The organism is Pseudomonas sp. W15Feb9B (genome assembly GCF_000828175.1).
Classification (GTDB): Bacteria; Pseudomonadota; Gammaproteobacteria; order Pseudomonadales; family Pseudomonadaceae; genus Aquipseudomonas; species Aquipseudomonas parakoreensis.
The window spans coordinates 32,616-57,246 of sequence record NZ_JTKF01000045.1; the positions used below are offsets into that span (position 1 = coordinate 32,616).

Genomic DNA, 24,631 nt, shown 5'->3' on the forward strand with positions numbered 1-24,631 from the left:
AAGCTGCGAACATTATGTTTTTAGATAAAGTGTTGCAACCCATTTCCCTGATTCAGGTTGGTGTCCATGCCCGCGCAGATTGAAGCTTTCCTCGACCCCGCCTCTTCGACCTACAGCTATGTGGTCTATGAAGCCGATGGCGGGCAATGTGCAATCGTCGATCCGGTGCTTGATTACGACGGCGCTGCCGGTCGTACCTGCACCATACAGGCCGACAAAATCATCGCCTTCGTCCGTGACCACCGCCTGCAGGTGCAATGGCTGCTGGAAACCCACGCCCACGCCGACCACCTGTCCGCCGCGCCGTACCTGCGCCGCGAACTGGGCGGCAAGATCGCCATCGGTCAGTCGATCAGCAAAGTGCAGAATGTGTTCAAGGCGCTGTTCAATCTGGAGCCGGAGTTCTGCGTCGACGGCTCGCAGTTCGATCACCTGTTCGCGCCGAACGAGTCGTTCAGGATCGGCAACCTCAAAGCCACCGCCCTGCACGTCCCCGGCCACACCCCGGCAGACATGGCTTACCTGATCGACGGCGAACAGATTCTGGTCGGCGACACGCTGTTCATGCCCGACGTCGGCACCGCCCGCTGCGACTTCCCCGGCGGCGACGCACATCAGCTGTTCAACTCGATCCACAAACTGCTGGCCTTCCCGGCCAGCGTCAAACTCTACGTTTGCCACGATTACCCGCCAGAAGGCCGCGCCGCGCAGTGCCAGACCACCGTTGGCGAACAGCGCAAGAGCAATATTCATGTGCATGACGGGATCGACGAGGCGGCGTTTGTCGAGATGCGCACCAAACGCGATGCCGGGTTGGGCATGCCGACGCTGTTGCTGCCGGCGATTCAGGTGAATGTGCGGGCGGGGAATTTTCCGGCGGCCGAGGACAATGGTGTGGTTTACCTGAAGGTGCCGATCAACAAGCTATAAAAGCAAAAGATCGCAGCCTGCGGCAGCGCCTACACAGGGCACACATAAACGGTGTCCCTGTAGGAGCTGCCGCAGGCTGCGATCTTTTGATCTTCAAGAACCCAGCGTCAACCCATTCGCCGGCAATGGCAGCGCCGTCTTGTAGCGCACCTGCTTCAAGGCAAAACTCGACCGGATGTTCGCCACCCCCGGCACCTTGGTCAGAAAGTCCATCATGAAGCGCTCCAGCGCCTGAATCGTCGGCACCAGCACCCGGATCAGGTAGTCCGGGTCGCCGGCCATCAGGTAGCACTCCATCACCTCGGGGCGGTCGGAAATCGCCTCTTCGAAATGCTGCAACGCTTCCTCGACCTGTTTCTCCAGGCTGACGTGAATGAACACGTTCACATGCAGCCCCAGCAGATCGGCATCCAGCAGCGTCACCTGCTCGCGAATCAAACCCAATTCCTCCATCGCCTTGACCCGGTTGAAACACGGGGTCGGCGACAGGTTCACCGAGCGTGCGAGGTCGGCGTTGGTGATGCGCGCATTCTCCTGAAGGCTGTTGAGAATGCCGATGTCGGTACGGTCCAGTTTGCGCATGAGACAAAACCACCTGTTTTTTATGTTTATGCAGAATTTCTATCTGCAAATCATCTCCAGTGCAACGAAACAGAGAGAAATATTCTTCTCGGCCGAGCCTATGATTGTTGTAGGACAAGATTTCTTTCACCCAAGAATGATTGCCAGCTCACTACAAGAAATTCACAAGATCGAGCGTAGAAGCCATGACCCAAGCGTATGAACCGCTGCGTCTGCACGTCCCTGAACCCTCGGGCCGCCCAGGCTGCAAAACCGACTTCTCCTACCTGCATCTGACCGATGCCGGCACGGTGCGCAAACCTTCCATTGACGTCGAACCCGCCGACACCGCCGACCTGGCGCGTGGGCTGATTCGGGTGCTCGACGATCAGGGCAACGCCCTCGGTCCCTGGGCTGAAAATGTGCCAGTCGACATCCTGCGCAAGGGCATGCGCGCCATGCTCAAGACGCGGATTTACGACAACCGCATGGTAGTCGCCCAGCGCCAGAAAAAAATGTCGTTCTACATGCAAAGCCTTGGCGAAGAAGCCATCGGCAGCGCCCAGGCCCTGGCCTTGAACATCGACGACATGTGCTTCCCGACCTACCGTCAGCAAAGCATCCTGATGGCCCGCGAAGTACCGCTGGTCGACCTGATCTGCCAGCTGCTGTCCAACGAGCGCGATCCGCTCAAGGGCCGGCAGTTGCCAATCATGTACTCAGTCAAGGACGCCGGCTTCTTCACCATCTCCGGCAACCTCGCCACTCAGTTCATTCAAGCCGTCGGCTGGGGCATGGCCTCGGCGATCAAGGGCGACACGAAAATCGCCTCGGCCTGGATCGGTGACGGCGCCACCGCCGAATCGGACTTCCACACCGCCCTCACCTTCGCTCACGTTTACCGCGCGCCGGTGATCCTCAACGTGGTCAACAACCAGTGGGCGATCTCGACCTTCCAGGCCATCGCCGGGGGTGAAGCCACCACTTTCGCCGGACGCGGCGTTGGTTGCGGCATCGCCTCGCTGCGGGTCGATGGCAACGACTTCTACGCGGTCTACGCCGCTTCCGCCTGGGCTGCCGAACGCGCCCGGCGCAACCTCGGCCCGACCATGATCGAATGGGTCACCTACCGCGCCGGCCCGCACTCGACCTCCGACGATCCGTCGAAATACCGTCCTGCCGACGACTGGAGCCACTTCCCGCTGGGCGACCCGATTGCCCGCCTGAAACAACACCTGATCAAGGTTGGCCACTGGTCGGAAGAAGAGCACGCCGCCGTCAGCGCCGAACTCGAAGCCGAGGTGATTGCCGCGCAGAAACAGGCCGAACAGTACGGCACCCTCGCCGGCGGGCAGATTCCAAGCGCCGCGACCATGTTCGAAGACGTCTACAAAGAGATGCCGGAGCACTTGAAGCGCCAGCGTCAGCAGTTGGGGATCTGACATGAACGATCACAACAACAATATTCAGTTGGAAACCGCCATGACCACGACCACCATGACCATGATCCAGGCCCTGCGCTCGGCCATGGATGTGATGCTTGAGCGTGACGACAATGTGGTGGTGTTCGGGCAGGACGTCGGCTACTTCGGCGGCGTGTTCCGTTGCACCGAAGGCCTGCAGACCAAGTACGGCACCTCGCGGGTATTCGACGCACCGATCTCCGAAAGCGGCATCGTCGGTGTGGCGGTAGGCATGGGCGCCTACGGCTTGCGTCCGGTCGCCGAAATCCAGTTTGCCGACTACGTGTACCCGGCGTCCGACCAGATCATTTCCGAAGCGGCGCGTCTGCGTTATCGCTCTGCCGGCGAGTTCACCGCGCCGATGACCCTGCGCATGCCTTGCGGCGGCGGCATCTACGGCGGCCAGACCCACAGCCAGAGTATCGAGGCGATGTTCACTCAGGTGTGCGGCCTGCGCACCGTGATGCCGTCCAATCCGTATGACGCCAAAGGCCTACTGATCGCCTCCATCGAAAACGATGACCCGGTGATCTTCCTCGAGCCAAAACGCCTGTACAACGGCCCGTTCGACGGCCACCACGACCGCCCGGTAACCCCGTGGTCGAAACACCCGCAAGCCCAGGTGCCGGACGGTTATTACACCGTGCCGCTGGACGTCGCCGCGATCACCCGTCCAGGCAAGGACGTGACCGTGCTCACTTACGGCACTACCGTTTACGTGTCGCAAGTGGCTGCTGAAGAATCCGGCGTGGATGCCGAAGTCATCGACCTGCGCAGCCTGTGGCCGCTGGACCTGGACACCATCGTCAAATCGGTGAAAAAAACCGGTCGTTGCGTGGTGGTGCACGAAGCCACCCGCACCTGCGGTTTCGGCGCCGAGCTGGTAGCGCTGGTGCAAGAGCATTGCTTCCATCACCTGGAAGCGCCGATCGAACGCGTCACCGGTTGGGACACCCCCTACCCGCACGCGCAAGAGTGGGCGTATTTCCCAGGGCCGTCCCGAGTGGGCGCGGCGTTGAAACGGGTCATGGAGGTCTGAATGGGCACGCACGTTATCAAGATGCCGGACATCGGCGAAGGCATCGCAGAAGTAGAGCTGTCGCAGTGGCACGTCAAGGTCGGCGATCTGGTGGTTGAAGACCAGGTGCTGGCGGACGTGATGACCGACAAGGCAATGGTCGATATTCCCTCGCCGGTGCACGGAAAGGTCATTGCGCTCGGCGGTCAACCAGGGGAAGTGATGGCGGTCGGCAGTGTGCTGATCAGCATCGAAGTGGAAGGCGCCGGGAACCTGAAAGAGTCAGCCGCACCAGCACCGGTTGCTGCGAAAGAGCCGCCTGCTGCGCCGAAAGTTGAAGCCGCAGTCGAGAGCAAACCTGCCGCCGCTGCTGCGCCGCGTTCCGCACCGGTTTGCCAAGGCCCGATGGTTGCCCGCGAGGCTGATGAACGTCCGCTGGCTTCGCCGGCCGTGCGCAAACATGCGCTGGATCTGGGCATTCAGCTGCGTCTGGTACGCGGCACTGGCCCGGCCGGTCGTGTGCTGCACGAAGACCTCGACGCTTATTTGGCCCAAGGTCAATCAAACGCTTCGGCACCGGCAACCGCCGCGTACGCCCAGCGTCACGATGAAGAACAGATTCAAGTAATCGGCATGCGCCGCAAGATTGCCCAGCGCATGCAGGACGCCACCCAGCGTGCCGCGCACTTCAGTTACGTCGAGGAAATCGACGTCACCGCGATTGAAGAGCTGCGCGCGCATCTGAATGAAAAACACGGTACCAGCCGGGGCAAGTTGACCTTGCTGCCGTTCCTCGTCCGCGCCCTGGTCGTTGCCCTGCGCGACTTCCCGCAGATGAACGCCCGTTACGACGACGAAGCCCAGGTCATCACCCGCCTCGGCGCAGTGCATGTCGGCGTCGCCACGCAAAGCGATGTCGGCCTGATGGTGCCAGTAGTGCGTCACGCCGAAGCGCGCAGCCTGTGGGACAGCGCCGCAGAAATCTCGCGTCTGGCCAATGCTGCCCGCAATGGCAAGGCCAGTCGCGACGAATTGTCCGGCTCGACCATCACCCTGACCAGCCTCGGTGCGCTGGGCGGCATCGTCAGCACGCCGGTGCTGAACCTGCCGGAAGTGGCCATCGTCGGCGTGAACAAAATCGTCGAACGGCCAATGGTCGTCAAAGGCCAGGTGGTGATCCGCAAGATGATGAACCTCTCCAGCTCCTTCGATCACCGCGTGGTCGACGGCATGGACGCGGCGCTCTTCATCCAGGCCATTCGTGGTCTGCTCGAACAACCCGCGACCCTGTTTGTGGAGTGACGCCATGCAAACCTTGAACACCACGCTGCTGATCATCGGCGGCGGCCCCGGCGGTTACGTCACGGCGATTCGCGCCGGACAACTGGGCATTTCGACGATTCTGGTCGAGGGCCAAGCGCTGGGCGGCACCTGCTTGAACATCGGCTGCATTCCGTCAAAAGCGCTGATTCATGTAGCCGAGCAGTTTCACCAGACTCAACACCACAACCAGCATTCGGCACTGGGCATCAGCGTTTCCGCGCCGACCCTCGACATCAACAAGAGCGTCGAGTGGAAGGACGGCATCGTTGATCGCCTGACCACCGGCGTCGCCGCGCTGCTGAAAAAGAACAAGGTCCAGGTCATCCATGGCTGGGCCAAAGTCATCGACGGCAAAACCGTCGAGGTCGGCGATACACGCATCCAGTGCGAGCATCTGGTGCTGGCCACCGGTTCAACCAGCGTCAACCTGCCGATCCTGCCAATCGGCGGGCCGATCATCTCCTCCACCGAAGCGCTGGCACCGAAGTCAGTGCCCAAACGTCTGGTGGTGGTCGGCGGCGGTTATATCGGTCTGGAGCTGGGCATTGCTTACCGCAAGCTCGGCGCCGAAGTCAGCGTGGTCGAGGCGCAGGATCGGATCCTGCCGGCCTATGACGCCGAGCTGACGCAACCGGTGCACGAAGCGCTGAAACAACTGGGCGTGAAGCTCTATCTCAAACACAGCGTGCTGGGTTTCGACGGCACCTTGCAGGTGCGTGACCCGAACGGCGACACCCTCAATCTGGAAACCGATCAGGTGCTGGTGGCAGTCGGTCGCAAGCCGAATACGCAGGGCTGGAACCTCGAAGCGCTGAACCTGGACATGAACGGCTCGGCGATCAAGATCGACAACCGCTGCCAGACCAGCATGCGCAACGTCTACGCCATCGGCGACCTGAGCGGCGAACCGATGCTCGCGCACCGCGCCATGGCCCAGGGCGAAATGGTTGCCGAACTGATCAGCGGCAAGCACCGCGAATTCAATCCGACCGCCATTGCCGCCGTGTGCTTCACCGACCCGGAACTGGTGGTGGTCGGCCAGACCCCGGACGAGGCCAAGGCTGCCGGGCTGGACTGCATCGTTTCCAGCTTCCCGTTCGCCGCCAATGGCCGGGCGATGACCCTGGAATCGAAAAGCGGCTTCGTGCGCGTGGTCGCGCGTCGCGACAATCATGTCATTGTCGGCTGGCAGGCGGTCGGAGCAGGTGTTTCCGAATTGTCGACCGCGTTTGCGCAAAGCCTGGAAATGGGCGCGCGCCTGGAAGACATTGGCGGCACCATCCATGCGCATCCAACTCTGGGTGAAGCGGTGCAGGAAGCGGCGTTGCGTGCGTTGGGGCATGCGTTGCACCTTTAAAGATCAAAAGATCGCAGCCTGCGGCAGCTCCTACAGGGGGGGGGCCGATTCTGTAGGAGCTGCCGCAGGCTGCGATCTTTTCAGCGATGGACAAGGATTTTTCATAAGCAGGCTAATAAATCTGCTTTTCCCCCCATCGTCCGGGCTGCGAAACCGCTCCAGAATGAAGTATTGTTGTGCCCATCCAAAAAAACGTCAGAAGCCTTGAACCGTTTCGACGGTTGTTCAGTGATAGAGGGTGTCATGGGTAACGAAAGCATCAATTGGGACAAGCTGGGTTTTGACTACATCAAGACCGACAAACGCTATCTGTCGTACTTTCGCAATGGCGAGTGGGACAAAGGCACCCTGACCGAAGACAACGTGCTGCACATCAGCGAAGGCTCGACGGCCCTTCACTATGGCCAGCAGTGCTTCGAAGGCCTGAAGGCTTATCGTTGCAAGGACGGCTCGATCAACCTGTTCCGTCCCGACCAGAACGCCGCGCGCATGCAGCGCAGCTGCGCCCGCCTGCTGATGCCGCACGTATCGACCGAGCAGTTCATCGAGGCCTGCAAGCAAGTGGTTCGCGCCAACGAGCGCTTCATCCCGCCATACGGCACCGGCGGCGCGTTGTACCTGCGTCCGTTCGTGATCGGCGTGGGTGACAACATCGGCGTGCGCACCGCGCCAGAGTTCATCTTCTCGGTATTCGCGATCCCGGTCGGCGCCTACTTCAAGGGCGGCCTGACCCCGCACAACTTCCAGATCTCCAGCTTCGACCGCGCCGCGCCACAAGGCACCGGTGCGGCCAAGGTCGGTGGCAACTACGCCGCCAGCCTGATGCCGGGCTCCCAGGCCAAGAAAGCGCACTTCGCTGACGCCATCTACCTGGATCCGCTGACCCACAAGAAAATCGAGGAAGTCGGTTCGGCCAACTTCTTCGGGATCACCCACGACAACAAGTTCATCACCCCGAACTCGCCATCCGTGCTGCCAGGCATCACCCGCCTGTCGCTGATCGAACTGGCGAAAACCCGTCTGGGCCTGGAAGTGGTGGAGGGCGACGTGCTGATCGACAAACTGTCGGACTTCAAGGAAGCCGGCGCCTGCGGTACCGCTGCGGTGATCACCCCGATCGGCGGCATCAGCTACAACGATCATCTGCACGTGTTCCACAGCGAAACCGAAGTCGGCCCGGTCACCCAGAAGCTCTACAAAGAACTGACTGGCGTGCAGACCGGCGACATCGAAGCGCCAGCGGGCTGGATCGTCAAGGTTTGATCTGACGGCCAGTTGCACAAAAGCCCCTCATCAAGTGATTGATGGGGGGCTTTTTGGTTGTGAGAATCAAGATCAAAAGATCGCAGCCTGCGGCAGCTCCTACACAGATCTCCTGTAGGAGCTGCCGCAGGCTGCGATCTTTTGATTTTCTATTTCAAGGCAATCCGCTTGCCGGCTCGCGCAGCGATCCCGCTGGCCTGCCCATTCTGCTGCTTGCCCATCCGCGCCTGGGTAATCAATCCGGGAATCAACTCCCCTTCCGGCAGATTCTTCCAGAACCGCACCGGCAAGTGCCCTTGCATGACCTTCTCGTTCAACCGCGCCGGGTTGAAGATGTGGCTGTAGTACGTCAGCCACAACTCGCCGTGCGGGTCATCGACGTTCTGCGCCAGTTGCTGCCATTCCAGCGGGCATTGGCGTTGATGGATCAATTGCTCGCCATCGTAATAAACCCCGTCACGCGGCGTGGCGATCAACCAGCGATGCCGGCCCATGCGCCCGATGAAATGCTCGCTGGCGCTGTGCAGGATGTCGTGGGCCGGCTCGTGCCATGCGACGTATTGCGGGCCCGGCTGATCCTGCGGGCGTTCGATGAAACGCACGAACGCATGCAAATGGTGGGCTTCGCGGTGTACCTGCTTGATGCGCCGCTGCAACTCGCTGCCGAGTTTATCGCCGGCCATCATCGCTGTGCGGTCGCCGTGGCTGACTCGCCACAGCACTTCATACAACAGACTCCAGCGCTGGTCGCCCCGGTAGCGCGCGGCTTGCTCCAGGGTATCGAGCAGTGCACGGGGGATACGTGCCTGAAACGGCCCCTGCCCCTCCGGCACCGAGACGTCACTGGCAAACAGATCGCTCACCCCTTCCGACGCCCAGCTCACCAGACTCGGGTCGACTTCATGGCTGAGCAGCCAGCGCGCCTGTTGGCGCCAGGTGTCGAACAGGTCGTCGCAATCGAGATTGATCATCCCCACAATCCCATCTGCTGCGGCTGCGGCCGGTCGCGCAGTTGCTGATAGAGCATGTGGCTGGTGACTTCCGCCTGCTGCGGGTGGTAGTCGCTGGTGATGATGAAGGGCTTGGCCTTGGCCAGCACACAGCGCATGCGCGCCACATCTTCGTAGCGGATGCGCCGTTGCTGGCGCAATTGCACCAGACGCTCGGTAGTGCGCAGGCCGATGCCGGGGATGCGCGCGATCAGCGACGGCTCGGCGCGGTTCAGGTCCAGCGGAAACACTTCGCGATTCTGCAGCGCCCAAGCCAGTTTGGGGTCGATGTCCAGCGCCAGATTACCCGGGCCCTTGAGCAACTCATCTGCGTTGTAGCCGTAGCTGCGCAAGAGGAAATCGGCTTGATACAGACGGTGTTCGCGCATCAGCGGCGGCGCGGCCAGCGGCACGCTTTTCGGGCTGTCGGGAATCGGACTGAAGGCCGAGTAGTAGACGCGGCGCAAGCGGTAGTTGCCATACAGCGACTGAGCGCTGTGCAGGATCGTGCTGTCGTCGGTGTCATCGGCGCCGACGATCATTTGCGTACTTTGCCCGGCGGGGGCGAATTTCGTCGATCGCGGTTCGTTGAGCACCGTTTGCACGCCGGTGTAAATGGTGTTCATCGCCTGCTTGATCGACCCGATCTGTTTCTCCGGCGCCAGGGTTTGCAGGCTGGCATCGGTGGGCAGTTCGATATTGACGCTGAGGCGATCGGCATAACGCCCGGCCTCCTCGATCAACGCCGGGTTGGCCTCGGGAATGGTCTTGAGGTGGATGTAGCCACGAAATTCGTGCTGTTCGCGCAACAGCTTTGCCACGCGTACCAGTTGCTCCATGGTGTAATCCGCCGAACGGATGATCCCCGAACTGAGAAACAGCCCGCTGACGCAGTTGCGCCGGTAGAAATCCAGGGTCAGCGTGACCACTTCCTCGGGGGTGAAGCGTGCGCGCGGCACATCGCTGGAGCGGCGGTTGACGCAATATTGGCAGTCGTAGAGACAGAAATTGGTCAGGAGGATTTTCAGCAGCGACACGCAACGACCGTCCGGCGTGTAGCTGTGGCAGATGCCCATGCCATCGGTCGAGCCCAACCCGGTCTTGCCCTCGGAGCTACGCTTGGGCGCACCGCTGCTGGCGCAGGAAGCGTCGTACTTGGCGGCGTCGGCGAGAATGCTGAGCTTGTCGATGATTTGCATGGCGGAGACTCGATACTGGTTATGCGTACAGTATCGAGTCTATTGGATTGGCACAAGGTGCAAAACGGGATCAAAAGATCGCAGCCTTCGGCAGCTCCTACAGGGACTGGGCAGGGCCGAGAATTATCGGGTGTACGCGATTACTGTAGGAGCTGCCGCAGGCTGCGATCTTTTGACCTTCGCGTCTAACGGCAACTCAAGACCAAACCGCGTACCCATTGCCTTGCGCCCCGCCACGGTCAGTGCCAACGCCCGACTATCAAGATCCTGCGTCACCCACTTGCGTTTCAACGCCATCTGCAACAACGCCGCACCCAACGAACCGCCCAGATGCGGCCGACGCATGCTCCAGTCCAGGCACGGGCAAGCGAACTTGCGGCGCAAGGTACTCAAGTCCTGTACCTCAATACCCAAATCCACGAACAGCGCCTCGCCACTCTCGCTCAAGCGATAAGCCCGCTCGTCGGTTTCCACCAGCCATCCCGCCGCGAGCAAACGGTCATGCAGCAACACCGCCAGCGTGCCAGCCATATGGTCATAGCAGGTGCGCGCGAATTGCAGACGATCTGGAGTGTGCGGCTTGAAGCTCGGCACGGCGTTCTGGCCGATCACCATCAACGCTTCCAGCGCCTGCGCCACCCGTTGATCAGCGAGGCTGTAATAACGATGGCGGCCCTGCACGTGCAAGCGCACCAGCGACAGATCCTTGAGTTTGGCCAAGTGCGCGCTGGCAGTGGAGGCACTGACCTCGGCAACGGCGGCCAATTCAGTGCTGGTGCGGGCGTGGCCGTCCATCAGCGAGCAGAGGATTTTGGTGCGTGCCGGTTCGGCGATGGCGGCTGCCACCTGCGAAACGCGGGTGTCTTGATGTTCTGCGTGCATATTTCGCTCCCCGACGAATCGTCGTCGCTGCGAACTGAAGATACTCGCATCACTTTCCCGACGACAAGGTTGTGAATCATGGACCCGATCATCGCTGCGACGCATGCCGATCCCTACCCTTACTACGCCAAACTGCGCGCCGAGGGCGGACTGACCTTTGATCATGGATTGAAACTGTGGGTCGCCAGCAGCGCCCGAGCGGTGCGTGCGGTGCTGACGCATGCCGATTGTCGGGTGCGGCCGCTGCAGGAACCGGTGCCCAAGGCGATTGCTTCGGGGACGGCCGGCCAGGTATTCGGGCAGTTGATGCGGATGAACGACGGCGAACGTCAGCGCTGCCCACGCTCTGCGATGGAACCGGCGCTGCAGTTGATCGATGACGTTCAGGTACGCGCATTGGTGGCAGCACGGCTGATGACCGCGGACGCCGACGGCTTATATAAGGCGATGTTTCGCGGCCCGGTGTGCGTGGTCGCGACGCTGCTCGGCTTCACCCCGGCGCAAGGCCGGGCGATCAGTGAGCTGACGGCGGATTTCGTCGCCTGCCTGTCGCCGTTGAGCAATGACCTGCAACTGGCGGCGGCGCATGCGGCGGCTGAGCAATTGCGCGGTTATTTCATCGAGTTGCTCGCTGAAGCCAACAGTGATTTGCTCCAGGCTATCGAGCAGCGATTCGCAGGGGACAAAGAACCCCTGACCGCCAACCTGATCGGTCTCTGCTCTCAGACATATGAGGCGACAGCCGGGCTAATCGGCAATGCACTGATAGCGCTGCAACGTCAGCCCGAGTTACGTGGCGCCTCTGTAGACGCACTGTTGGCCGAGGTTCAGCGCTTTGATCCGCCGGTGCAGAACACTCGGCGCTTTGTCGCACAGGCTTGCGAAATCGATGGCGTGCGGCTCGAGGCTGGCGAGGTGATTCTGGTGCTGCTGGCCTCGGCAAACCGCGATCCCTTGTTAAATGCAGAGCCCGAGCGGTTTCTGCTGGATCGTCCTGACCGGCGCAGTTTCAGCTTTGGCAGCGGCCGGCATCAGTGTCCGGGGCAGACACTGGCGCTGAGCATTGCCGCTGCGACTGTCAGAAAAATCCTTGATCAGGGTATGAATCTGCAACAACTGACGTGGCATTACCGCCCTTCCCTCAACGGGCGGATTCCACTGTTCAGCGCAGTGCGACCTTAAGCGCTGCGCAGCTCAATGGTCAGGTGCGACAGTTCATGCACTGGCGCCAAGCGTTCGCGAATCGCCTCCGCCGTCACGCCCGCCGCCGCGACCACACTGACAATCGCCGCCCGCGCCTGCGGGCCGACCTGCCAGACATGCAGATCGCTGATGCGCACATCGTCGGAGGTTTCCAGCAATTCGCGGATCTCCGCTGCCACCGGTTCGTCGGTGGTGTCGAGCAGCACGGCGGCGCTGTCGCGCATCAGGTTGTACGCCCATTTCGCGATGACAATCGAACCGACAATCCCCATCGCCGGGTCCAGCCATACCCAACCGAGATAGCGCCCGGCCAGCAACGCGGCAATCGCCAGCACCGAGGTCAGGGCATCGGCCAGCACATGGACGTAGGCCGAGCGCAGATTGTTGTCGTGATGGTGATGATGATCATGACCGTGGTCATGCTGATGGCCGTGGTCATGGCCGTGATGGCCCATCAACAGGAAGGCGCTGAGGACGTTTACGCCCAAGCCGACAATCGCAATAACAGTGGCTTCGCCAAACGCCACGGTGGTCGGTTCGAACAAACGAAAAATCGACTCGCCGGCAATGCCCAGCGACACCAGCCCCAGCACCATCGCCGAAGCAAATCCGGCCAGATCGCCGACTTTGCCGGTTCCGAAACTGTAGCGGCGGTTGTTGGCATTGCGCCGGGCAAAACCATAGGCTGCCGCGGCGATACCCAACGCGCCGGCATGGGTCGCCATGTGGAAACCATCGGCCAGCAGGGCCATGGAGCCGGTGATGTAGCCGGCGGCAATCTCGCCGATCATCATCACGAACGTCAGCGCCACCACCCACAAAGTGCGGCGGGCGTTTTCGTCGTGAGATGCGCCGAGAAACTGGTGATCGTGGCTGAAACGCTCAGCGCTTGGGGTCAGGCTCATGATGCGGATGCTCTATTTGGAATAACGGCGGATGGCTTGCAACAGATCTTCGGCGCCCTGGGCGCGCTGTTCGTCGGTGAGGTCGGGATGCGCCACGTGCTCACGGGTGTGGGCCTCGATGAACTGCTCCATCAACCCGTTGACCGCCCCGCGAATCGCCGCCACCAGGTGCAAGGTCTTGGCGCAATCGGCATCGCCTTCCAGCGCTTTCTCCACCGCCTGCACCTGCCCGGCAATCCGCCGCACGCGGTTGAGCAACTCGTCTTTGTGTTCATGAATATGCGACATACCTATACCCCCTACCCCTATATGGCGCGCATAATCGCCGATGGCTTGGGCAATCGCAAGTTCGGTGAGCATTCAAGGGATGAACGGGATGCTGAAAGCGATTTCACTCCCACTGTGGGAGCGAGCCTGCTCGCGAAGGCGGTGGACCCGCTAGTTGCAGGGCAGTCGAAATCCGGATCCGATCCGGATCCGATTCGGATCGATGGATCTTGGGGTCGCTTCGCAACCCAGCGGGAGCAAGCTCCCTCGCCACAAGGAAAACGGCGCAAAGGAGAATTTCACATGACCAATAAAACAGATGCCCACGTCGTCGCCGCATAAGTCGCCATGGGCCTCAATGAGCGGGATCGGCACTGGGCGCTGGACGCGATGGCAATGGTGGCCTGAGTAATCGTGACGAGGGGGATCGCGAAGCGATACCTCAAGAAGGCCGGCTGCGCAGTCCATCGGGGATAAATCCCCTCGCCACAGGTTACATGGAAATTGATTGATCGGCGGTTGCCCGCCTCAATCCTCCCGCGTCAAAACCTCCAGCAACTCTATCTCAAACACCAGATTCGAATTCGGCGGAATCTTGCCCATCGTTCGTTCGCCATAGCCCAGATGCGCCGGCACCAGCAGTTTGCGCTTGCCGCCCACTTGCATGCCCATCAGCCCCTGATCCCAGCCCTTGATCACCCGGCCCGTGCCAATCACGCACTGGAAAGGTTTGCCTCGGCTATGGGAGGAGTCGAATTCGCTGCCGTCTTCCAGCCAGCCAGTGTAGTGGGTGGTGATCAGTGCGCCTTTGACGGCGGCCTTGCCCTCGCCCACCTGGAGATCGATTACCTGCAGTTCATCATTCATGCCATTCACTCTATTGTTCAGCTGGCCGCCGTTTTCCCAGAAATGGCGGCTGTTCGCAACTCATTAACGAAGATTGGCGCTGTATCCGAAGTGACTGCCAACCCATTAAGATAGCCAACCGCCATTACTTCACGGATCGATTTTTCATGCTGGCAGTTCCCGAATGACTGAGCTCTGGATCAGCCTTGCCCTTGGCGTTGTCATGCCTGGATTGATCGTCGTCCTGATCTGGCGCGAGCGCGGTTTGCGCAAGCAACTGGACGAATACCGCGAGCTGCTGACCCGCGCCGCCGAACGCCAGAACATCCACCAGGACGGTGACGCCGAGCGTTTCAAACGCAGCCAGTACTTTGCCCGCATCGGCACTTGGGATTGGGAAGTCGACACCGACCGGCTGTATTGGTCGGACGCGATCTACGGCATGTTCGGGTTCAAGATCGGCGAGATCACACCGTCTTATGCGCTGTTCTGCGCCTGCGTGCACCCGGACGACCGCGTCAGGGTGCGGGACGGTGAATTGCGCTGTCTGGAGACCGGTGAAAACCACGACGAGGAATACCGCGTGGTCTGGCCCGACGGCACGATTCGCTGGCTGCGGGAAACCGGCAATGTGGTGCGCAACGACCACGATGCGGTGATCAAGATGATGGGTGTGGTGCGCGACATCACTGAGGAAAAAGCCTCGGCGAGCTACCTCCAGCACCTCGCCCACTTCGACCCGTTGACCGGACTGCCCAATCGTCTGGTGCTCGAAGAGCGTTTATCCGAAGCACTGGAACAGGCGCGCCGCAGCCTGACCCGCGTGGCACTGGTGTTTATCGATCTCAATGGTTTCAAGGCGATCAACGACCATTACGGTCACGCCGCCGGCGACCGCGTGCTGATCACCACTGCGACGCGTCTGAAACGCATCCTGCGCGCCACCGACACCGTCGCGCGGATTGGCGGCGACGAATTCGTGGTGATCCTGCAAGGCCTGGCCCCGAGCCTCAACCTGCAGGAGGAAGCCCGCAGCATCTGTCAGAAGATTTTCATCGAACTGTCGCCGCCGATCAGCATCGGCAACGACCAGCGCCACATCGGCACCAGCCTTGGCGTCGCGGTATTTCCCGACCATGCGCCGACCATGGACCGACTGCTGCACATTGCTGACCTGGCGATGTATGAGGCCAAGCGCAGTGGGAATAATCAGTATCGATTGGGGGGCGAGAGCCCTGCGCGGCTGCACGCCCAGGGCCTTTGAGTCGGGGAATTTAACGCTCGACAGGCTGCATCTCGACAATGGTGCCGTTGGTGATCATGACCATCACGTACTTGTCGTTGATCTGCACCCACTGCGCCTGGTCGACCGGTGCTTTCAAGCCTTTCTGTTTCCAGTTTTTCAATGCCTTGTCGCTGCGCTGATAAATGTCTGGAGCGCGGTCGTTGACCTTCAATTCACGGTCGCTGGTCGGCGATTGGACGGTGGGTTCGCTTGAGGTTTGCGCCGCTTGAACAAGTGGGCTGATCCCGGCAATGCCGGCGACGAGGGCCAGGCTGGCGATTAGGGTTTTGCTGTTCATCGGTGAACCTCCTTCAGGTGTGTGATACCTGAACTCCGACTGCGGAGGACTGGAATCATTCCTTGTTTTTTGCGTGGACTGGACGGGGATTGTAGTTGTCTGTGAGGCCGCTATCGCTGGCAAGCCAGCCCCCACAGGTTTTCTTGGTGTTGCAGGAACAGCGGGTACACCGCAAAAACGGTGGGAGCTGGCTTGCCAGCGATGGCGTCGGCACATTCAGCCTCTTCATGACCTGACACACCGCTTTCGCGAGCAGGCTCGCTCCCACAAGTAGGGGTGTCTCAGGGGATTGATCCAGTTTGCACATCAATCCATGCCAACAATGCAATTAACATCCTGTTACAGCTGCGCGACCATCCGCCGCAATAACAACCGTGCGCCGCTTCCACGTCGCGCACGTCATAAAAGCGGTGGAGATCTTTTCTATGACAGCCTCAATCCCACACGGCGGCTCGCGGGCCGGCGCCATTTTCCGGGTGACCTCGGGCAACTTCCTCGAACAGTTCGACTTCTTTCTGTTCGGCTTCTACGCCACGCAGATCGCGGCGGTGTTCTTCCCGGCGAGCAGTGAGTTCGCTTCCCTGATGATGACGTTCGCGGTGTTCGGCGCAGGCTTTCTGATGCGTCCGTTGGGCGCCATCGTGCTGGGTGCGTACATCGATGACGTCGGTCGGCGCAAAGGGTTGATCGTCACCCTGTCGATCATGGCCAGCGGCACGATCCTGATTGTGCTGGTGCCCGGATACGAGACCATTGGTCTGTTTGCGCCAGCGCTGGTGTTGGTCGGACGGCTGTTGCAGGGCTTCTCCGCCGGTGCGGAACTGGGCGGTGTTTCGGTGTACCTGTCCGAAATCGCCACGCCCGGCCGCAAAGGCTTTTTCACCGCTTGGCAGTCGGCCAGTCAACAGGTCGCGATCATTGTCGCTGCGGCGCTGGGTTACGCGCTGAACGCGTGGATGGCGCCGAGCGTGGTGGCTGACTGGGGCTGGCGGATTCCGTTTTTCGTCGGCTGCCTGATCGTGCCGTTCATCTTCCTGCTGCGCCGTAACCTGGCGGAAACCGAAGAATTCGCCGCACGCAAACACCGCCCGAGCATGAAGGAAGTGTTCCGCACCCTCGGCCAGAACTGGGGCGTGGTACTCGGTGGCATGTTGATGGTCGCGTTGACCACCACCGCGTTCTACCTGATCACCGTGTACGCGCCGACCTTCGGCAAAACCGTGCTGCACCTGAGCACCTCCGATGCGCTGCTGGTGACCTTGCTGGTGGGCGTGTCGAACTTCTTCTGGCTGCCGATTGGCGGCATGTTGTCCGACCGCATCGGCCGGCGTCCGGTGTTGATTGCGATGTCGCTGCTGGCGCTGGCCAGCACCTACCCGGCGCTGTCGTACCTGGTGCAGGCACCGAGCTTCAGCCACATGTTGCTGTCGCTGTTGTGGCTGTCGTTCATTTACGGCATGTACAACGGCGCAATGATTCCGGCGCTGACCGAGATCATGCCGGTCGAAGTGCGGGTGGCCGGCTTCTCCCTCGCCTACAGTCTGGCGACCGCGATTTTCGGTGGTTTCACCCCGGCGATGTCGACCTTCCTGATCCAGTACACCGGCGACAAGGCCGCGCCGGGTTACTGGATGAGCGTCGGCGCACTGTGCGCGTTGGGCGCCACGTTGTACCTCTATCGCCGCGCAGGCGGCCGTCTGCAACCGGTTGCCGCATAAGGAGCAACACCTTGAAAAAACTGATCAATTTCACCGCCATCGCCCTCTTCGCGTTCAGCGCCCTGGCCCATGCTGAACAACTGAACGTGATGACATCCGGCGGCTTCACCGCCGCCTACAAAATCCTCGGCCCGAAATTCGCGGCGGCCACCGGCAACACCCTCGACACCCAGCTCGGCCCGTCGATGGGCAAGGCGCCGGAAGCGATCCCCAACCGCCTCGCCCGTGGCGAACACGCCGACGTGGTGATCATGGTCGGCTATGCCCTTGATGATCTGATCAAACAAGGCAAGGTCGACCCGGCCTCGCGGGTCGAACTGGCGGATTCGCGGATCGGTCTGGTAGTGCGTGAAGGCGCGCCGAAGCCGGACATCAGCAGCGTCGAAAGCCTGAAGAAAACCCTGCTCGACGCGACATCGGTGGCCTACTCCGACAGTGCCAGCGGCGTGTACATCGAGAAGGAGTTGTTCAACAAAATCGGCGTAGAAGATCAGCTGAAACCTAAGGCGAAAATGATCCCGAAAGTCCCGGTCGGTTCGGTGGTTGCCACCGGCGATTATCAACTGGGCTTCCAGCAGGTCAGCGAATTGCTGCCGGTGCCGGGGGTGAGTTTTGTCGGCAAGATTCCTGAATCGGTGCAGTCGGTGACGCGTTTTGCCGCCGGCATCCCGGTCGGTGCGCAGCATCCAAAAGAGGCCAAGGCCCTGCTCGACTACCTCGCCGCGCCTGCCGCTCAGGCTGACGTGCAGGCCACCGGACTGGATTCGGTCAAGCGCTGATCGTCGGCGGCTGGACTTTCATTTCCACCACCAGCCGTTCCAGCTCCAGTGCTGCCGGGGTCAACGTGCGACCCCGGCGTTTGATGATGCCGACACTGCGCATCACTTGCGGATCGGTCAGCGGCACCCGGGTCAGGATCGGATGATCCGGCCCGGGCATCGCCATCAGCGGCACCGCCGCTACGCCAAGCCCCGCTTCCACCAGCCCAATCATCGTCGTCACATGCCGCGTCTCGCAGATGCTCTGGCGTTGCGGCACCACTCGGCTCAAGGCCTGATCGAGCAGAAACCGGTTGCCGGACGTCTTGTCCAGCGAGATGTAATCCTGCTGATAGAATTCGTCCCAGCTCACGCTGCTGCGCCCGGCCAACGGATGATCACGGCGACAGGCGACAACGTAGCACTCCTGCACAAGCGGTTCGAAATCGACTTTGGCATCCTGTGTGCCGATAAAGCTCAAACCGAAATCCGCCTCGCCATTGACCACAGCACTGAGCACGTCATGGGCGCTGGAATCGAGGACTTTGACCTTGATGCGGGGGAATTGCCGGTGATAACGGGCGACCACGCGCGGCATGAAGTAGTACGCCGCCGACGGCACGCAGGCCACGGTGACGTGACCCATTCGCGTCGAAGCGACTTCGCTGATGCCCAGCAACGCCACGTCCAGATCATCCAGCAAACGCTCGACGCTGGGCATGAAGCCGCGCCCGGCCTGAGTCAGGCTGACTTTGCGCGTGGTGCGTTCGAACAGTTTTACGCCGAGGGCGTCCTCGAGCTTTTCGATGCGTCGGCTCAAGGCCGGTTGTGACAGGCGCACGGTGTCGGCGGCCTTGCGGAAGCTGCCCTGCTCGACCACCGCGCGAAAAGCCTGCAGGTCGTTGAGATCGAAGTTGATGGCCATGGCGGACTCGGAAAGACTGATTCGCGAAGGCTATCAATGTAACCATTTGATGCAAATTATTACAGATTTACACTGGCTCACTGTAGGAGCTGCCGAAGGCTGCGATCTTTTGATCTTCAAAAACAAGATCAAAAGATCGCAGCCTTCGGCAGCTCCTGCAGGGGATCTTCGGTGGATCTTGAATCGTTTCAGCCTTTATCCTTGTCACCCCCCGCCGTACCGCTGTCAGGAGTCAACCCATGCCCCATGAAGGCAACCTGTTACAAGCCGCTGTCGTGTTTCTGTTCGCCGCAGTGCTCACCGTGCCCTTGGCCAAACGTCTGCAACTGGGCGCGGTGCTCGGTTATCTGTTGGCGGGGGTGATCATTGGCCCGTCGGTACTCGGTCTGATCGGTAATCCGCAAAGCGTCGCGCATATTTCCGAACTGGGCGTGGTGCTGCTGTTGTTCATCATCGGCCTGGAACTGTCGCCACGCCGCTTGTGGGTGATGCGCAAGTCGGTGTTCGGCGTGGGCCTGGCGCAGGTGCTGCTGACCGCAGCGGTGATCGGCGTGCTGGCGTTGTATGTGTTCGGTCAGCCGCTGAACAGTGCAATTGTGCTCGGCCTTGGCCTGGCGCTGTCGTCCACCGCATTCGGCCTGCAGAGCCTAGCCGAGCGCAAGGAACTCACCAGCCCGCATGGGCGGCTGGCGTTTGCGATTCTGCTGTTTCAGGACATCGCCGCGATCCCGTTGATCGCGCTGGTGCCGATGCTCGCCGGCAGCGCGCATGCCACCAGCAACGCAGAAAGCCTGAATCACGGTTTGCAAGTACTCGGCGGAATCGCCGTGGTGGTGGTCGGCGGGCGTTATCTGTTGCGTCCGGTGTTCCGCGTGGTGGCAAAAACCGGTCTGCCGGAAGTGTCCACCGCCACCGCATTGCTGGTGGTGATCGGTACGGCGTGGCTGATGGATCTGGTCGGCGTGTCGATGGCCCTCGGGGCTTTCCTCGCCGGTCTGCTGCTGGCGGACTCCGAATATCGGCATGAACTGGAAGCGCAGATCGAGCCGTTCAAGGGCTTGCTGCTCGGGCTGTTTTTCATCAGCGTCGGCATGGGCGCCAACCTGAGTCTGCTGCTGAGTGCGCCGATCACCGTGCTGGGCCTGACGCTGTTGCTGATCGGCTTGAAGTTGCCGCTGCTGTTTGTGGTCGGGCGCCTGGCTGGTGGGCTGACCAAGGTCAGTGCGATTCGCTTGGGCATCGTGCTCGCCGCCGGCGGTGAATTTGCCTTTGTGGTGTTCAAGATCGGGCGCGATCAGGGCCTGTTCGAACCGCGCCTGTATGACCTGCTGGTGCTCACTATCACCCTGTCGATGGCGTTGACGCCGTTGCTGCTGTTGATCTGTGCGCGGCTGGTCAGCCCGAAAGTGCAGCCGGTGGAAGTACCGGAGAAATTCCGCGAAATCGATACCGAGGCACCGCGCGTGGTGATCGCCGGCATGGGTCGGATGGGCCAGATCGTGGCGCGGATTCTGCGGGCGCAGAACATCAAGTTCGTGGCTCTGGACACCTCAGTGGAAACCATCGAACTGTCGCGCAGTTTTGGCGGCGTACCGGTGTTCTATGGCGACCCGATGCGCCCGGAAATCCTCAATGCGGCAAAGGTTGGTGAGGCGGAATACTTCGTGATTGCCACGGACGATCCGGAAACCAACATCAAGACCGCCGAGATCGTGCGCAAGCTGTATCCGCACATGAAGATCATCGCCCGCGCACGTAACCGTCAGCACGTGCATCGTCTGGTGGATGTCGGCGCCGAGCCGATTCGTGAGACCTATTACTCCAGTCTGGAAATGAGCCGCCGCACCCTGGTCGGCCTGGGTTTGACCCAGGCTCAGGCCGATGCGCGGATCAAGCGCTTCAAGCACCACGACGAGCAGGTGCTGGAGGCGCAGCACGCCGTTTACGACGACGCAGCCAAAGTCCTGCAGACCGCTCAGGAAGCCCGCGCGGAGCTGGCGCGGCTGTTCGAATCGGATCAGTTGGAAGAGGAAGCGCGCAAGGTCTGACCTCCTTGCACAGATTCAAACTTCAGGCCGACAGGACTGACGCCTTCGCGGGCAAGCCCGCTCCCACAGGTTTTGTGAACGACCGAAAACCCTGTAGGAGCTGCCGCAGGCTGCGATCTTTTGATCTTGATCTTAAAAATCAAAATCAAAATCAAAAGATCGCAGCCTGCGGCAGCTCCTATAGGGGATTGGATCAGGCCAGCTCTAATTCACGTTCTTGCTTGACCGGCGCCACCTCAAACCGATCAGCGAGGAACGGTGTGATATCCAGCGGCAGCGCTTCCTGGTTGACCAGTTTGTCGAGCAGCACCCCGGTAATCGCCGAGGTCAGGATGCCGGTGCGGAAGTGTCCGCAGGCATTCAGATACCCCTCCACCCCACGCATCGGCCCGAGGATCGGCAGTTCATCCGGCGAGCCCGGACGCAATCCGGCCCAGGTGCGCTTGAGGTTCACATCCTTGAGTTCCGGCAGGCAGCGCACCGCGCCCTGCACCAGTCCGGCGATTTCCGGGTAAGTGGTAGTGACGTCGAAGCCTTTGTCTTCGGTGGTGCTGCCGATCAGGATCTCGCCGTTGTCCTTCTGCGCCACATAGCAGTCGCTGGTAGTCAGGCAACCGTTGAGGATTTTCGGCATGCGTTCGGTCAGCAGGATCTGGCCCTTGACCGGCTTCACCGGAATCCGCACACCGGTGGCCCACTCGCTCAAATCCGCCGCCCAGGCGCCGCCGGCGTTGATCAGGGTTTTGCAGTGGAACACGCCCTCTTCGGCCGTCTGCACGCCGGTCACGCGGCTGCCGTGGTGCAACACGCCAGTGACGTTGGTATTGACGAAGATGTCGACGCCGTTCTGCCGCGCACCTTCCATGTAGGCATCGGCGAGACGGAACGGGCTGACCTGGTGGTCGCAGAGAAATTCCAGTGCCCCACGAGCCTCATGGCTGACGCTCGGCTCGGCTTCGCGCAGCGCAGCCTGATCGAGCCAGCGCACCTGATCGGCCAGATGCGGAATGCAGCTGACAATGTGCTCGGCGTAGAGCCGGTCCTCGTCGTCATAAATGACGAACTTCAGTCCGGTCTTTTCGAATTTGAAATCCATCCCGTGCTTGTCCTTCAGCTCGCGATGCAACGCCGGGTAAAGCGCGTTGGACTGCAGGGCGAAATCGAAGAACGACTCCGGCAGGATATGCGGCGTGCTGGCGTCCACCGCGACGGCCGCGCCCTGGGTTTCGCGTTTGCGGTTGGCCGACATCATCCGGAAGAAAATCACCCCGCAGCCCAGCCCCACCGACTCGCCGATGGCCCACAAGCCGCCGGCCGAAGCGCGGGTTGCGTTGCCCGGGCGTTTGGCGTCGATCAACGCCACCTTGAGGTTCTCGCGCTTGGACAATTGATAGGCGCAGGACGCCCCGATCACGCCGCCGCCGGCAATGATCACGTCATAGAACTTACTCATGGGAAACGGCCTCCGTGCCGCCGGACTGGAACGCGGAAAAAGGAATCGGATCGATCGGGAAACGCGGGCGCAACCAGCCGACGTCCTTGCGCCCGGTTGCCTGGCGCAGGCGATCGCTGCAGTAGCCGACGCACATCCGGCCCTGACAATCGCCCATGCTGACGCGGGTGCGCATCTTCAGGCTGGCGATGTCCTGCACACCTTGCTCCAGCGCCAGATCAATGTCCGCGCGGGTCGCATGTTCACAGCGGCAGATCACCGTATCAGCAGCCGGCAAAGCGGTCTGGCCGACACCGCGTTCGGTGTAGCGGTCGACAGCCGCACGAAAGCGCACGATGGATTTGAGTTTGCCCAAGTAACGGTCGCGGCGTACCCGAGCCAGATCCTCTTCGATAATCCCGCGTTGCAGCAGGATCGAGGTGGCAGCGATTCTGCCGGCGAGCATCGCCGCTTCACCGCCGCGAATGCCGCCCATGTCACCGGCCAGGTGCACATGCGGCTCGTTGCTTTGTTGCCAGCTGTTGGCATTGGCGCGCAGGTAACCGTCGTCGCTGAAACCGTGGTCGAGGCCCATCTGCTGACTGAGCTGGGTGCGCGGGATAAAACCGTAACCGACCGCCAGGGTCTGGGCTTCGAAGCACTCGATGCGTGTCAGGTCCGGCTCCCAGGTGGCCGAGTACGGTGCCACGCTGACGCTTTTCAGCTCGCCGTCGCCGTGAGCTTCGACCACGCCCCAGCCGTAGTTCATCGGGATGCCGTGCAGTTTCAGGTAAGCGAGCATGCTCAAACCATCGAGGAACAGCTGCGGCTTGTTCAGCAACGCCAGGCTTTCGCGGGCGATCTTGCCGAAGGCGCAGGCTTCGTACACGCCCGCGACCTTGACGCCGGATGCGTGCAGCTGCGTGGCCACCAGCGGCAGCAACGGGCCGGTACCGGCGATGACCACCGGTCCCTGCGGCTTGACCACGCCACTTTTGATTTGCAGTTGCAGGCCGCCGAGCATGATCACGCCCGGCAGGGTCCAGCCGGGAAACGGCACGCTGCGTTCGTGACAACCGGCGGCCAGCAGCAATTGCGGATAATCGATCTCATGCAGTTGCTCATCGCCATCCAGCACCACCAGGGCACGGGTGCCTTCGGCGCCGACCACGCGGTGATTCAGGCGCACGTCAATCAGCCCGGCCTGTTGCTGAAAGTCACCATGCAGTTTGCTCAGGGCTTCGGAATAACGTGGCCCGAGGTAATCCAGTTGCACGCCGTCACGCAACGGCCCGCGATAGACCACCCCACCGAGGCGCGAAGCCTCTTCGAGCAAGGTACAGCGCACGCCATGGCGCGCCAGTTCGATGGCCGCCGCCATCCCCGCCGGACCACCGCCGACGATCACCGGTTGCAGGCTCATACAACCTCCTGCTCGTTGATGCGGTTGACCTGGGTTTCAATCCGCATACCGTCGCGCACCACCGTCTGGCAGGCTCGGCGCTTGTGCCGACCGTTGATTTTCACCAGGCAGCACTGGCACACGCCCATGCCGCAATAGGCGCCGCTGATCTGGTCATGATCGTTACGTGCGACCTGGCGCACACCGAGGGACTGGATAACGCTGAGGACCGTTTCACCGATGGCCGCGCTAACCGGTTGGCCGTTGATGTGGACTGTCATATCCGCCTGGGTCAGGGGCTGGATATCAAAGGTGCGTTCGAGGCAGTGCATTACGATGTTCATCCGTGAAAAGTTTCAGGGGGAGTTCTACGTCAGCTCCTTGCTGCACTCTGCCTGGCGACCCGTTGTGATTGTTGGTGGGGGCTGCCGGGCTACTCCATCAGCGCAGCAAATCGCGCACCGGAGCACTGTAGTCGATACCGCAACAAGGGCCTGGATCTTTTAAGTTAGGTGATATTTCAAGGGGAAATATTGATCCAGATCGGTGAAATCTCGAG

23 protein-coding genes are annotated in these 24,631 nt (G+C 61.1%); 11 read left to right on the top strand and 12 right to left on the bottom strand.

Annotated elements, in window-relative coordinates; all coding sequences use genetic code 11:
• Positions 1–66 precede the first annotated feature (66 nt).
• Entirely contained in the window at positions 67–930 is an 864-nt protein-coding gene (locus OC71_RS21930; protein ID WP_041073334.1) for an MBL fold metallo-hydrolase, read from the top strand.
• A gap of 93 nt (positions 931–1,023) precedes the next feature.
• On the opposite strand, the gene bkdR is transcribed toward OC71_RS21930, so the two are convergent.
• Positions 1,024–1,512: a Bkd operon transcriptional regulator BkdR gene (bkdR, locus tag OC71_RS21935; protein ID WP_027613216.1), complete on the bottom strand. Its 489-nt coding sequence runs from the start codon at positions 1,510–1,512 to the stop codon at positions 1,024–1,026.
• Between the two features lie 185 nt (positions 1,513–1,697).
• Between bkdR and OC71_RS21945 the strand changes: the two genes are divergently transcribed.
• From OC71_RS21945 to OC71_RS21965, 5 genes are all read left to right on the top strand, one after another.
• Positions 1,698–2,933: a 3-methyl-2-oxobutanoate dehydrogenase (2-methylpropanoyl-transferring) subunit alpha gene (locus OC71_RS21945; RefSeq protein ID WP_041073337.1), complete on the top strand. Its 1,236-nt coding sequence runs from the start codon at positions 1,698–1,700 to the stop codon at positions 2,931–2,933.
• Position 2,934: 1 nt separating this feature from the next.
• Positions 2,935–3,993 (top strand): alpha-ketoacid dehydrogenase subunit beta, encoded by a 1,059-nt coding sequence (locus OC71_RS21950; RefSeq protein WP_041073339.1) that lies wholly within the window; start codon positions 2,935–2,937, stop codon positions 3,991–3,993.
• Positions 3,994–5,274, top strand: coding sequence for a dihydrolipoamide acetyltransferase family protein (locus tag OC71_RS21955; protein WP_041073341.1), 1,281 nt, complete (start codon positions 3,994–3,996; stop codon positions 5,272–5,274).
• Positions 5,275–5,278: 4 nt separating this feature from the next.
• Complete coding sequence (lpdA, locus tag OC71_RS21960) at positions 5,279–6,652, top strand: dihydrolipoyl dehydrogenase (protein WP_041073343.1); 1,374 nt, start codon at positions 5,279–5,281, stop codon at positions 6,650–6,652.
• A gap of 243 nt (positions 6,653–6,895) precedes the next feature.
• The gene (locus OC71_RS21965) at positions 6,896–7,915 is read left to right on the top strand and encodes a branched-chain amino acid aminotransferase (protein ID WP_041073345.1); all 1,020 of its coding nucleotides are present in this window, start codon (positions 6,896–6,898) and stop codon (positions 7,913–7,915) included.
• 149 nt (positions 7,916–8,064) lie between these two features.
• Here OC71_RS21965 and OC71_RS21970 read toward each other — a convergent pair whose 3' ends face one another.
• The 3 genes from OC71_RS21970 to OC71_RS21980 form a co-directional block, all read right to left on the bottom strand.
• Positions 8,065–8,886, bottom strand: coding sequence for a TIGR03915 family putative DNA repair protein (locus OC71_RS21970; protein ID WP_041073347.1), 822 nt, complete (start codon positions 8,884–8,886; stop codon positions 8,065–8,067).
• Positions 8,883–10,103, bottom strand: coding sequence for a putative DNA modification/repair radical SAM protein (locus OC71_RS21975; protein ID WP_041073349.1), 1,221 nt, complete (start codon positions 10,101–10,103; stop codon positions 8,883–8,885). The genes OC71_RS21970 and OC71_RS21975 overlap by 4 nt, the downstream gene beginning before the upstream one ends.
• A gap of 123 nt (positions 10,104–10,226) precedes the next feature.
• Positions 10,227–10,985, bottom strand: a complete 759-nt coding sequence (locus OC71_RS21980; protein ID WP_041073351.1) for a helix-turn-helix transcriptional regulator — start codon at positions 10,983–10,985, stop codon at positions 10,227–10,229.
• 78 nt (positions 10,986–11,063) lie between these two features.
• On the opposite strand from OC71_RS21980, the gene OC71_RS21985 reads away from it, so the two are divergent.
• Positions 11,064–12,167 carry a cytochrome P450 gene (locus OC71_RS21985; RefSeq protein WP_041073353.1) on the top strand — a complete coding sequence of 368 codons (1,104 nt, stop codon included), beginning with the start codon at positions 11,064–11,066 and terminating at the stop codon, positions 12,165–12,167.
• Here the strand turns inward: OC71_RS21985 and dmeF are convergent.
• The 3 genes from dmeF to OC71_RS22005 all read right to left on the bottom strand — a co-directional run bounded on the left by dmeF (position 12,164) and on the right by OC71_RS22005 (position 14,227).
• Positions 12,164–13,093 carry a CDF family Co(II)/Ni(II) efflux transporter DmeF gene (gene dmeF, locus OC71_RS21990; protein WP_041073355.1) on the bottom strand — a complete coding sequence of 310 codons (930 nt, stop codon included), beginning with the start codon at positions 13,091–13,093 and terminating at the stop codon, positions 12,164–12,166. The genes OC71_RS21985 and dmeF overlap by 4 nt on opposite strands.
• Before the next feature lie 12 nt (positions 13,094–13,105).
• Complete coding sequence (locus tag OC71_RS21995) at positions 13,106–13,381, bottom strand: metal/formaldehyde-sensitive transcriptional repressor (protein WP_003223990.1); 276 nt, start codon at positions 13,379–13,381, stop codon at positions 13,106–13,108.
• A gap of 507 nt (positions 13,382–13,888) precedes the next feature.
• Positions 13,889–14,227 (bottom strand): FKBP-type peptidyl-prolyl cis-trans isomerase, encoded by a 339-nt coding sequence (locus OC71_RS22005; RefSeq protein WP_041073359.1) that lies wholly within the window; start codon positions 14,225–14,227, stop codon positions 13,889–13,891.
• Positions 14,228–14,390: 163 nt separating this feature from the next.
• On the opposite strand from OC71_RS22005, the gene OC71_RS22010 reads away from it, so the two are divergent.
• Entirely contained in the window at positions 14,391–15,470 is a 1,080-nt protein-coding gene (locus OC71_RS22010) for a sensor domain-containing diguanylate cyclase (protein ID WP_041073361.1), read from the top strand.
• 10 nt (positions 15,471–15,480) lie between these two features.
• On the opposite strand, the gene OC71_RS22015 is transcribed toward OC71_RS22010, so the two are convergent.
• The gene (locus OC71_RS22015) at positions 15,481–15,789 is read right to left on the bottom strand and encodes an RcnB family protein (protein ID WP_027613230.1); all 309 of its coding nucleotides are present in this window, start codon (positions 15,787–15,789) and stop codon (positions 15,481–15,483) included.
• Positions 15,790–16,214: 425 nt separating this feature from the next.
• Between OC71_RS22015 and OC71_RS22020 the strand changes: the two genes are divergently transcribed.
• Both OC71_RS22020 and OC71_RS22025 read left to right on the top strand, forming a co-directional pair.
• The gene (locus OC71_RS22020; RefSeq protein WP_041073363.1) at positions 16,215–17,507 is read left to right on the top strand and encodes an MFS transporter; all 1,293 of its coding nucleotides are present in this window, start codon (positions 16,215–16,217) and stop codon (positions 17,505–17,507) included.
• A gap of 11 nt (positions 17,508–17,518) precedes the next feature.
• A complete protein-coding gene (locus OC71_RS22025; protein WP_041073365.1) occupies positions 17,519–18,286 on the top strand; it encodes a substrate-binding domain-containing protein in 768 nt (255 codons plus the stop codon).
• On the opposite strand, the gene OC71_RS22030 is transcribed toward OC71_RS22025, so the two are convergent.
• Positions 18,276–19,190, bottom strand: coding sequence for a LysR family transcriptional regulator (locus OC71_RS22030; RefSeq protein WP_041073367.1), 915 nt, complete (start codon positions 19,188–19,190; stop codon positions 18,276–18,278). The two genes, OC71_RS22025 and OC71_RS22030, sit on opposite strands and share 11 nt — an antisense overlap.
• A 239-nt stretch (positions 19,191–19,429) precedes the next feature.
• Between OC71_RS22030 and OC71_RS22035 the strand changes: the two genes are divergently transcribed.
• Positions 19,430–21,238 carry a monovalent cation:proton antiporter-2 (CPA2) family protein gene (locus tag OC71_RS22035; RefSeq protein WP_041073369.1) on the top strand — a complete coding sequence of 603 codons (1,809 nt, stop codon included), beginning with the start codon at positions 19,430–19,432 and terminating at the stop codon, positions 21,236–21,238.
• Positions 21,239–21,431: 193 nt separating this feature from the next.
• Here the strand turns inward: OC71_RS22035 and hcnC are convergent, their stop codons facing one another.
• The 3 genes from hcnC to OC71_RS22050 are packed head-to-tail and all read right to left on the bottom strand — an operon-like array spanning position 21,432 to position 24,404.
• Positions 21,432–22,691 carry a cyanide-forming glycine dehydrogenase subunit HcnC gene (gene hcnC / locus OC71_RS22040; protein WP_041073371.1) on the bottom strand — a complete coding sequence of 420 codons (1,260 nt, stop codon included), beginning with the start codon at positions 22,689–22,691 and terminating at the stop codon, positions 21,432–21,434.
• Positions 22,684–24,093, bottom strand: coding sequence for a cyanide-forming glycine dehydrogenase subunit HcnB (gene hcnB / locus OC71_RS22045; RefSeq protein ID WP_041073373.1), 1,410 nt, complete (start codon positions 24,091–24,093; stop codon positions 22,684–22,686). The genes hcnC and hcnB overlap by 8 nt, the downstream gene beginning before the upstream one ends.
• Positions 24,090–24,404 carry a (2Fe-2S)-binding protein gene (locus OC71_RS22050; protein WP_041073555.1) on the bottom strand — a complete coding sequence of 105 codons (315 nt, stop codon included), beginning with the start codon at positions 24,402–24,404 and terminating at the stop codon, positions 24,090–24,092. Before OC71_RS22050 ends, hcnB begins: the two co-directional genes overlap by 4 nt.
• Positions 24,405–24,631 lie beyond the last annotated feature (227 nt).

Coding starts and splice junctions, on each gene's coding strand:
- OC71_RS21930 (WP_041073334.1), top strand. CDS start 67: ATGCCCGCGCAGATTGAAGCTTTCCTCGACCCCGCCTCTTCGACCTAC.
- bkdR (WP_027613216.1), bottom strand. CDS start 1,512: ATGCGCAAACTGGACCGTACCGACATCGGCATTCTCAACAGCCTTCAG.
- OC71_RS21945 (WP_041073337.1), top strand. CDS start 1,698: ATGACCCAAGCGTATGAACCGCTGCGTCTGCACGTCCCTGAACCCTCG.
- OC71_RS21950 (WP_041073339.1), top strand. CDS start 2,935: ATGAACGATCACAACAACAATATTCAGTTGGAAACCGCCATGACCACG.
- OC71_RS21955 (WP_041073341.1), top strand. CDS start 3,994: ATGGGCACGCACGTTATCAAGATGCCGGACATCGGCGAAGGCATCGCA.
- lpdA (WP_041073343.1), top strand. CDS start 5,279: ATGCAAACCTTGAACACCACGCTGCTGATCATCGGCGGCGGCCCCGGC.
- OC71_RS21965 (WP_041073345.1), top strand. CDS start 6,896: ATGGGTAACGAAAGCATCAATTGGGACAAGCTGGGTTTTGACTACATC.
- OC71_RS21970 (WP_041073347.1), bottom strand. CDS start 8,886: ATGATCAATCTCGATTGCGACGACCTGTTCGACACCTGGCGCCAACAG.
- OC71_RS21975 (WP_041073349.1), bottom strand. CDS start 10,103: ATGCAAATCATCGACAAGCTCAGCATTCTCGCCGACGCCGCCAAGTAC.
- OC71_RS21980 (WP_041073351.1), bottom strand. CDS start 10,985: ATGCACGCAGAACATCAAGACACCCGCGTTTCGCAGGTGGCAGCCGCC.
- OC71_RS21985 (WP_041073353.1), top strand. CDS start 11,064: ATGGACCCGATCATCGCTGCGACGCATGCCGATCCCTACCCTTACTAC.
- dmeF (WP_041073355.1), bottom strand. CDS start 13,093: ATGAGCCTGACCCCAAGCGCTGAGCGTTTCAGCCACGATCACCAGTTT.
- OC71_RS21995 (WP_003223990.1), bottom strand. CDS start 13,381: ATGTCGCATATTCATGAACACAAAGACGAGTTGCTCAACCGCGTGCGG.
- OC71_RS22005 (WP_041073359.1), bottom strand. CDS start 14,227: ATGAATGATGAACTGCAGGTAATCGATCTCCAGGTGGGCGAGGGCAAG.
- OC71_RS22010 (WP_041073361.1), top strand. CDS start 14,391: ATGACTGAGCTCTGGATCAGCCTTGCCCTTGGCGTTGTCATGCCTGGA.
- OC71_RS22015 (WP_027613230.1), bottom strand. CDS start 15,789: ATGAACAGCAAAACCCTAATCGCCAGCCTGGCCCTCGTCGCCGGCATT.
- OC71_RS22020 (WP_041073363.1), top strand. CDS start 16,215: ATGACAGCCTCAATCCCACACGGCGGCTCGCGGGCCGGCGCCATTTTC.
- OC71_RS22030 (WP_041073367.1), bottom strand. CDS start 19,190: ATGGCCATCAACTTCGATCTCAACGACCTGCAGGCTTTTCGCGCGGTG.
- OC71_RS22035 (WP_041073369.1), top strand. CDS start 19,430: ATGCCCCATGAAGGCAACCTGTTACAAGCCGCTGTCGTGTTTCTGTTC.
- hcnC (WP_041073371.1), bottom strand. CDS start 22,691: ATGAGTAAGTTCTATGACGTGATCATTGCCGGCGGCGGCGTGATCGGG.
- hcnB (WP_041073373.1), bottom strand. CDS start 24,093: ATGAGCCTGCAACCGGTGATCGTCGGCGGTGGTCCGGCGGGGATGGCG.
- OC71_RS22050 (WP_041073555.1), bottom strand. CDS start 24,404: ATGCACTGCCTCGAACGCACCTTTGATATCCAGCCCCTGACCCAGGCG.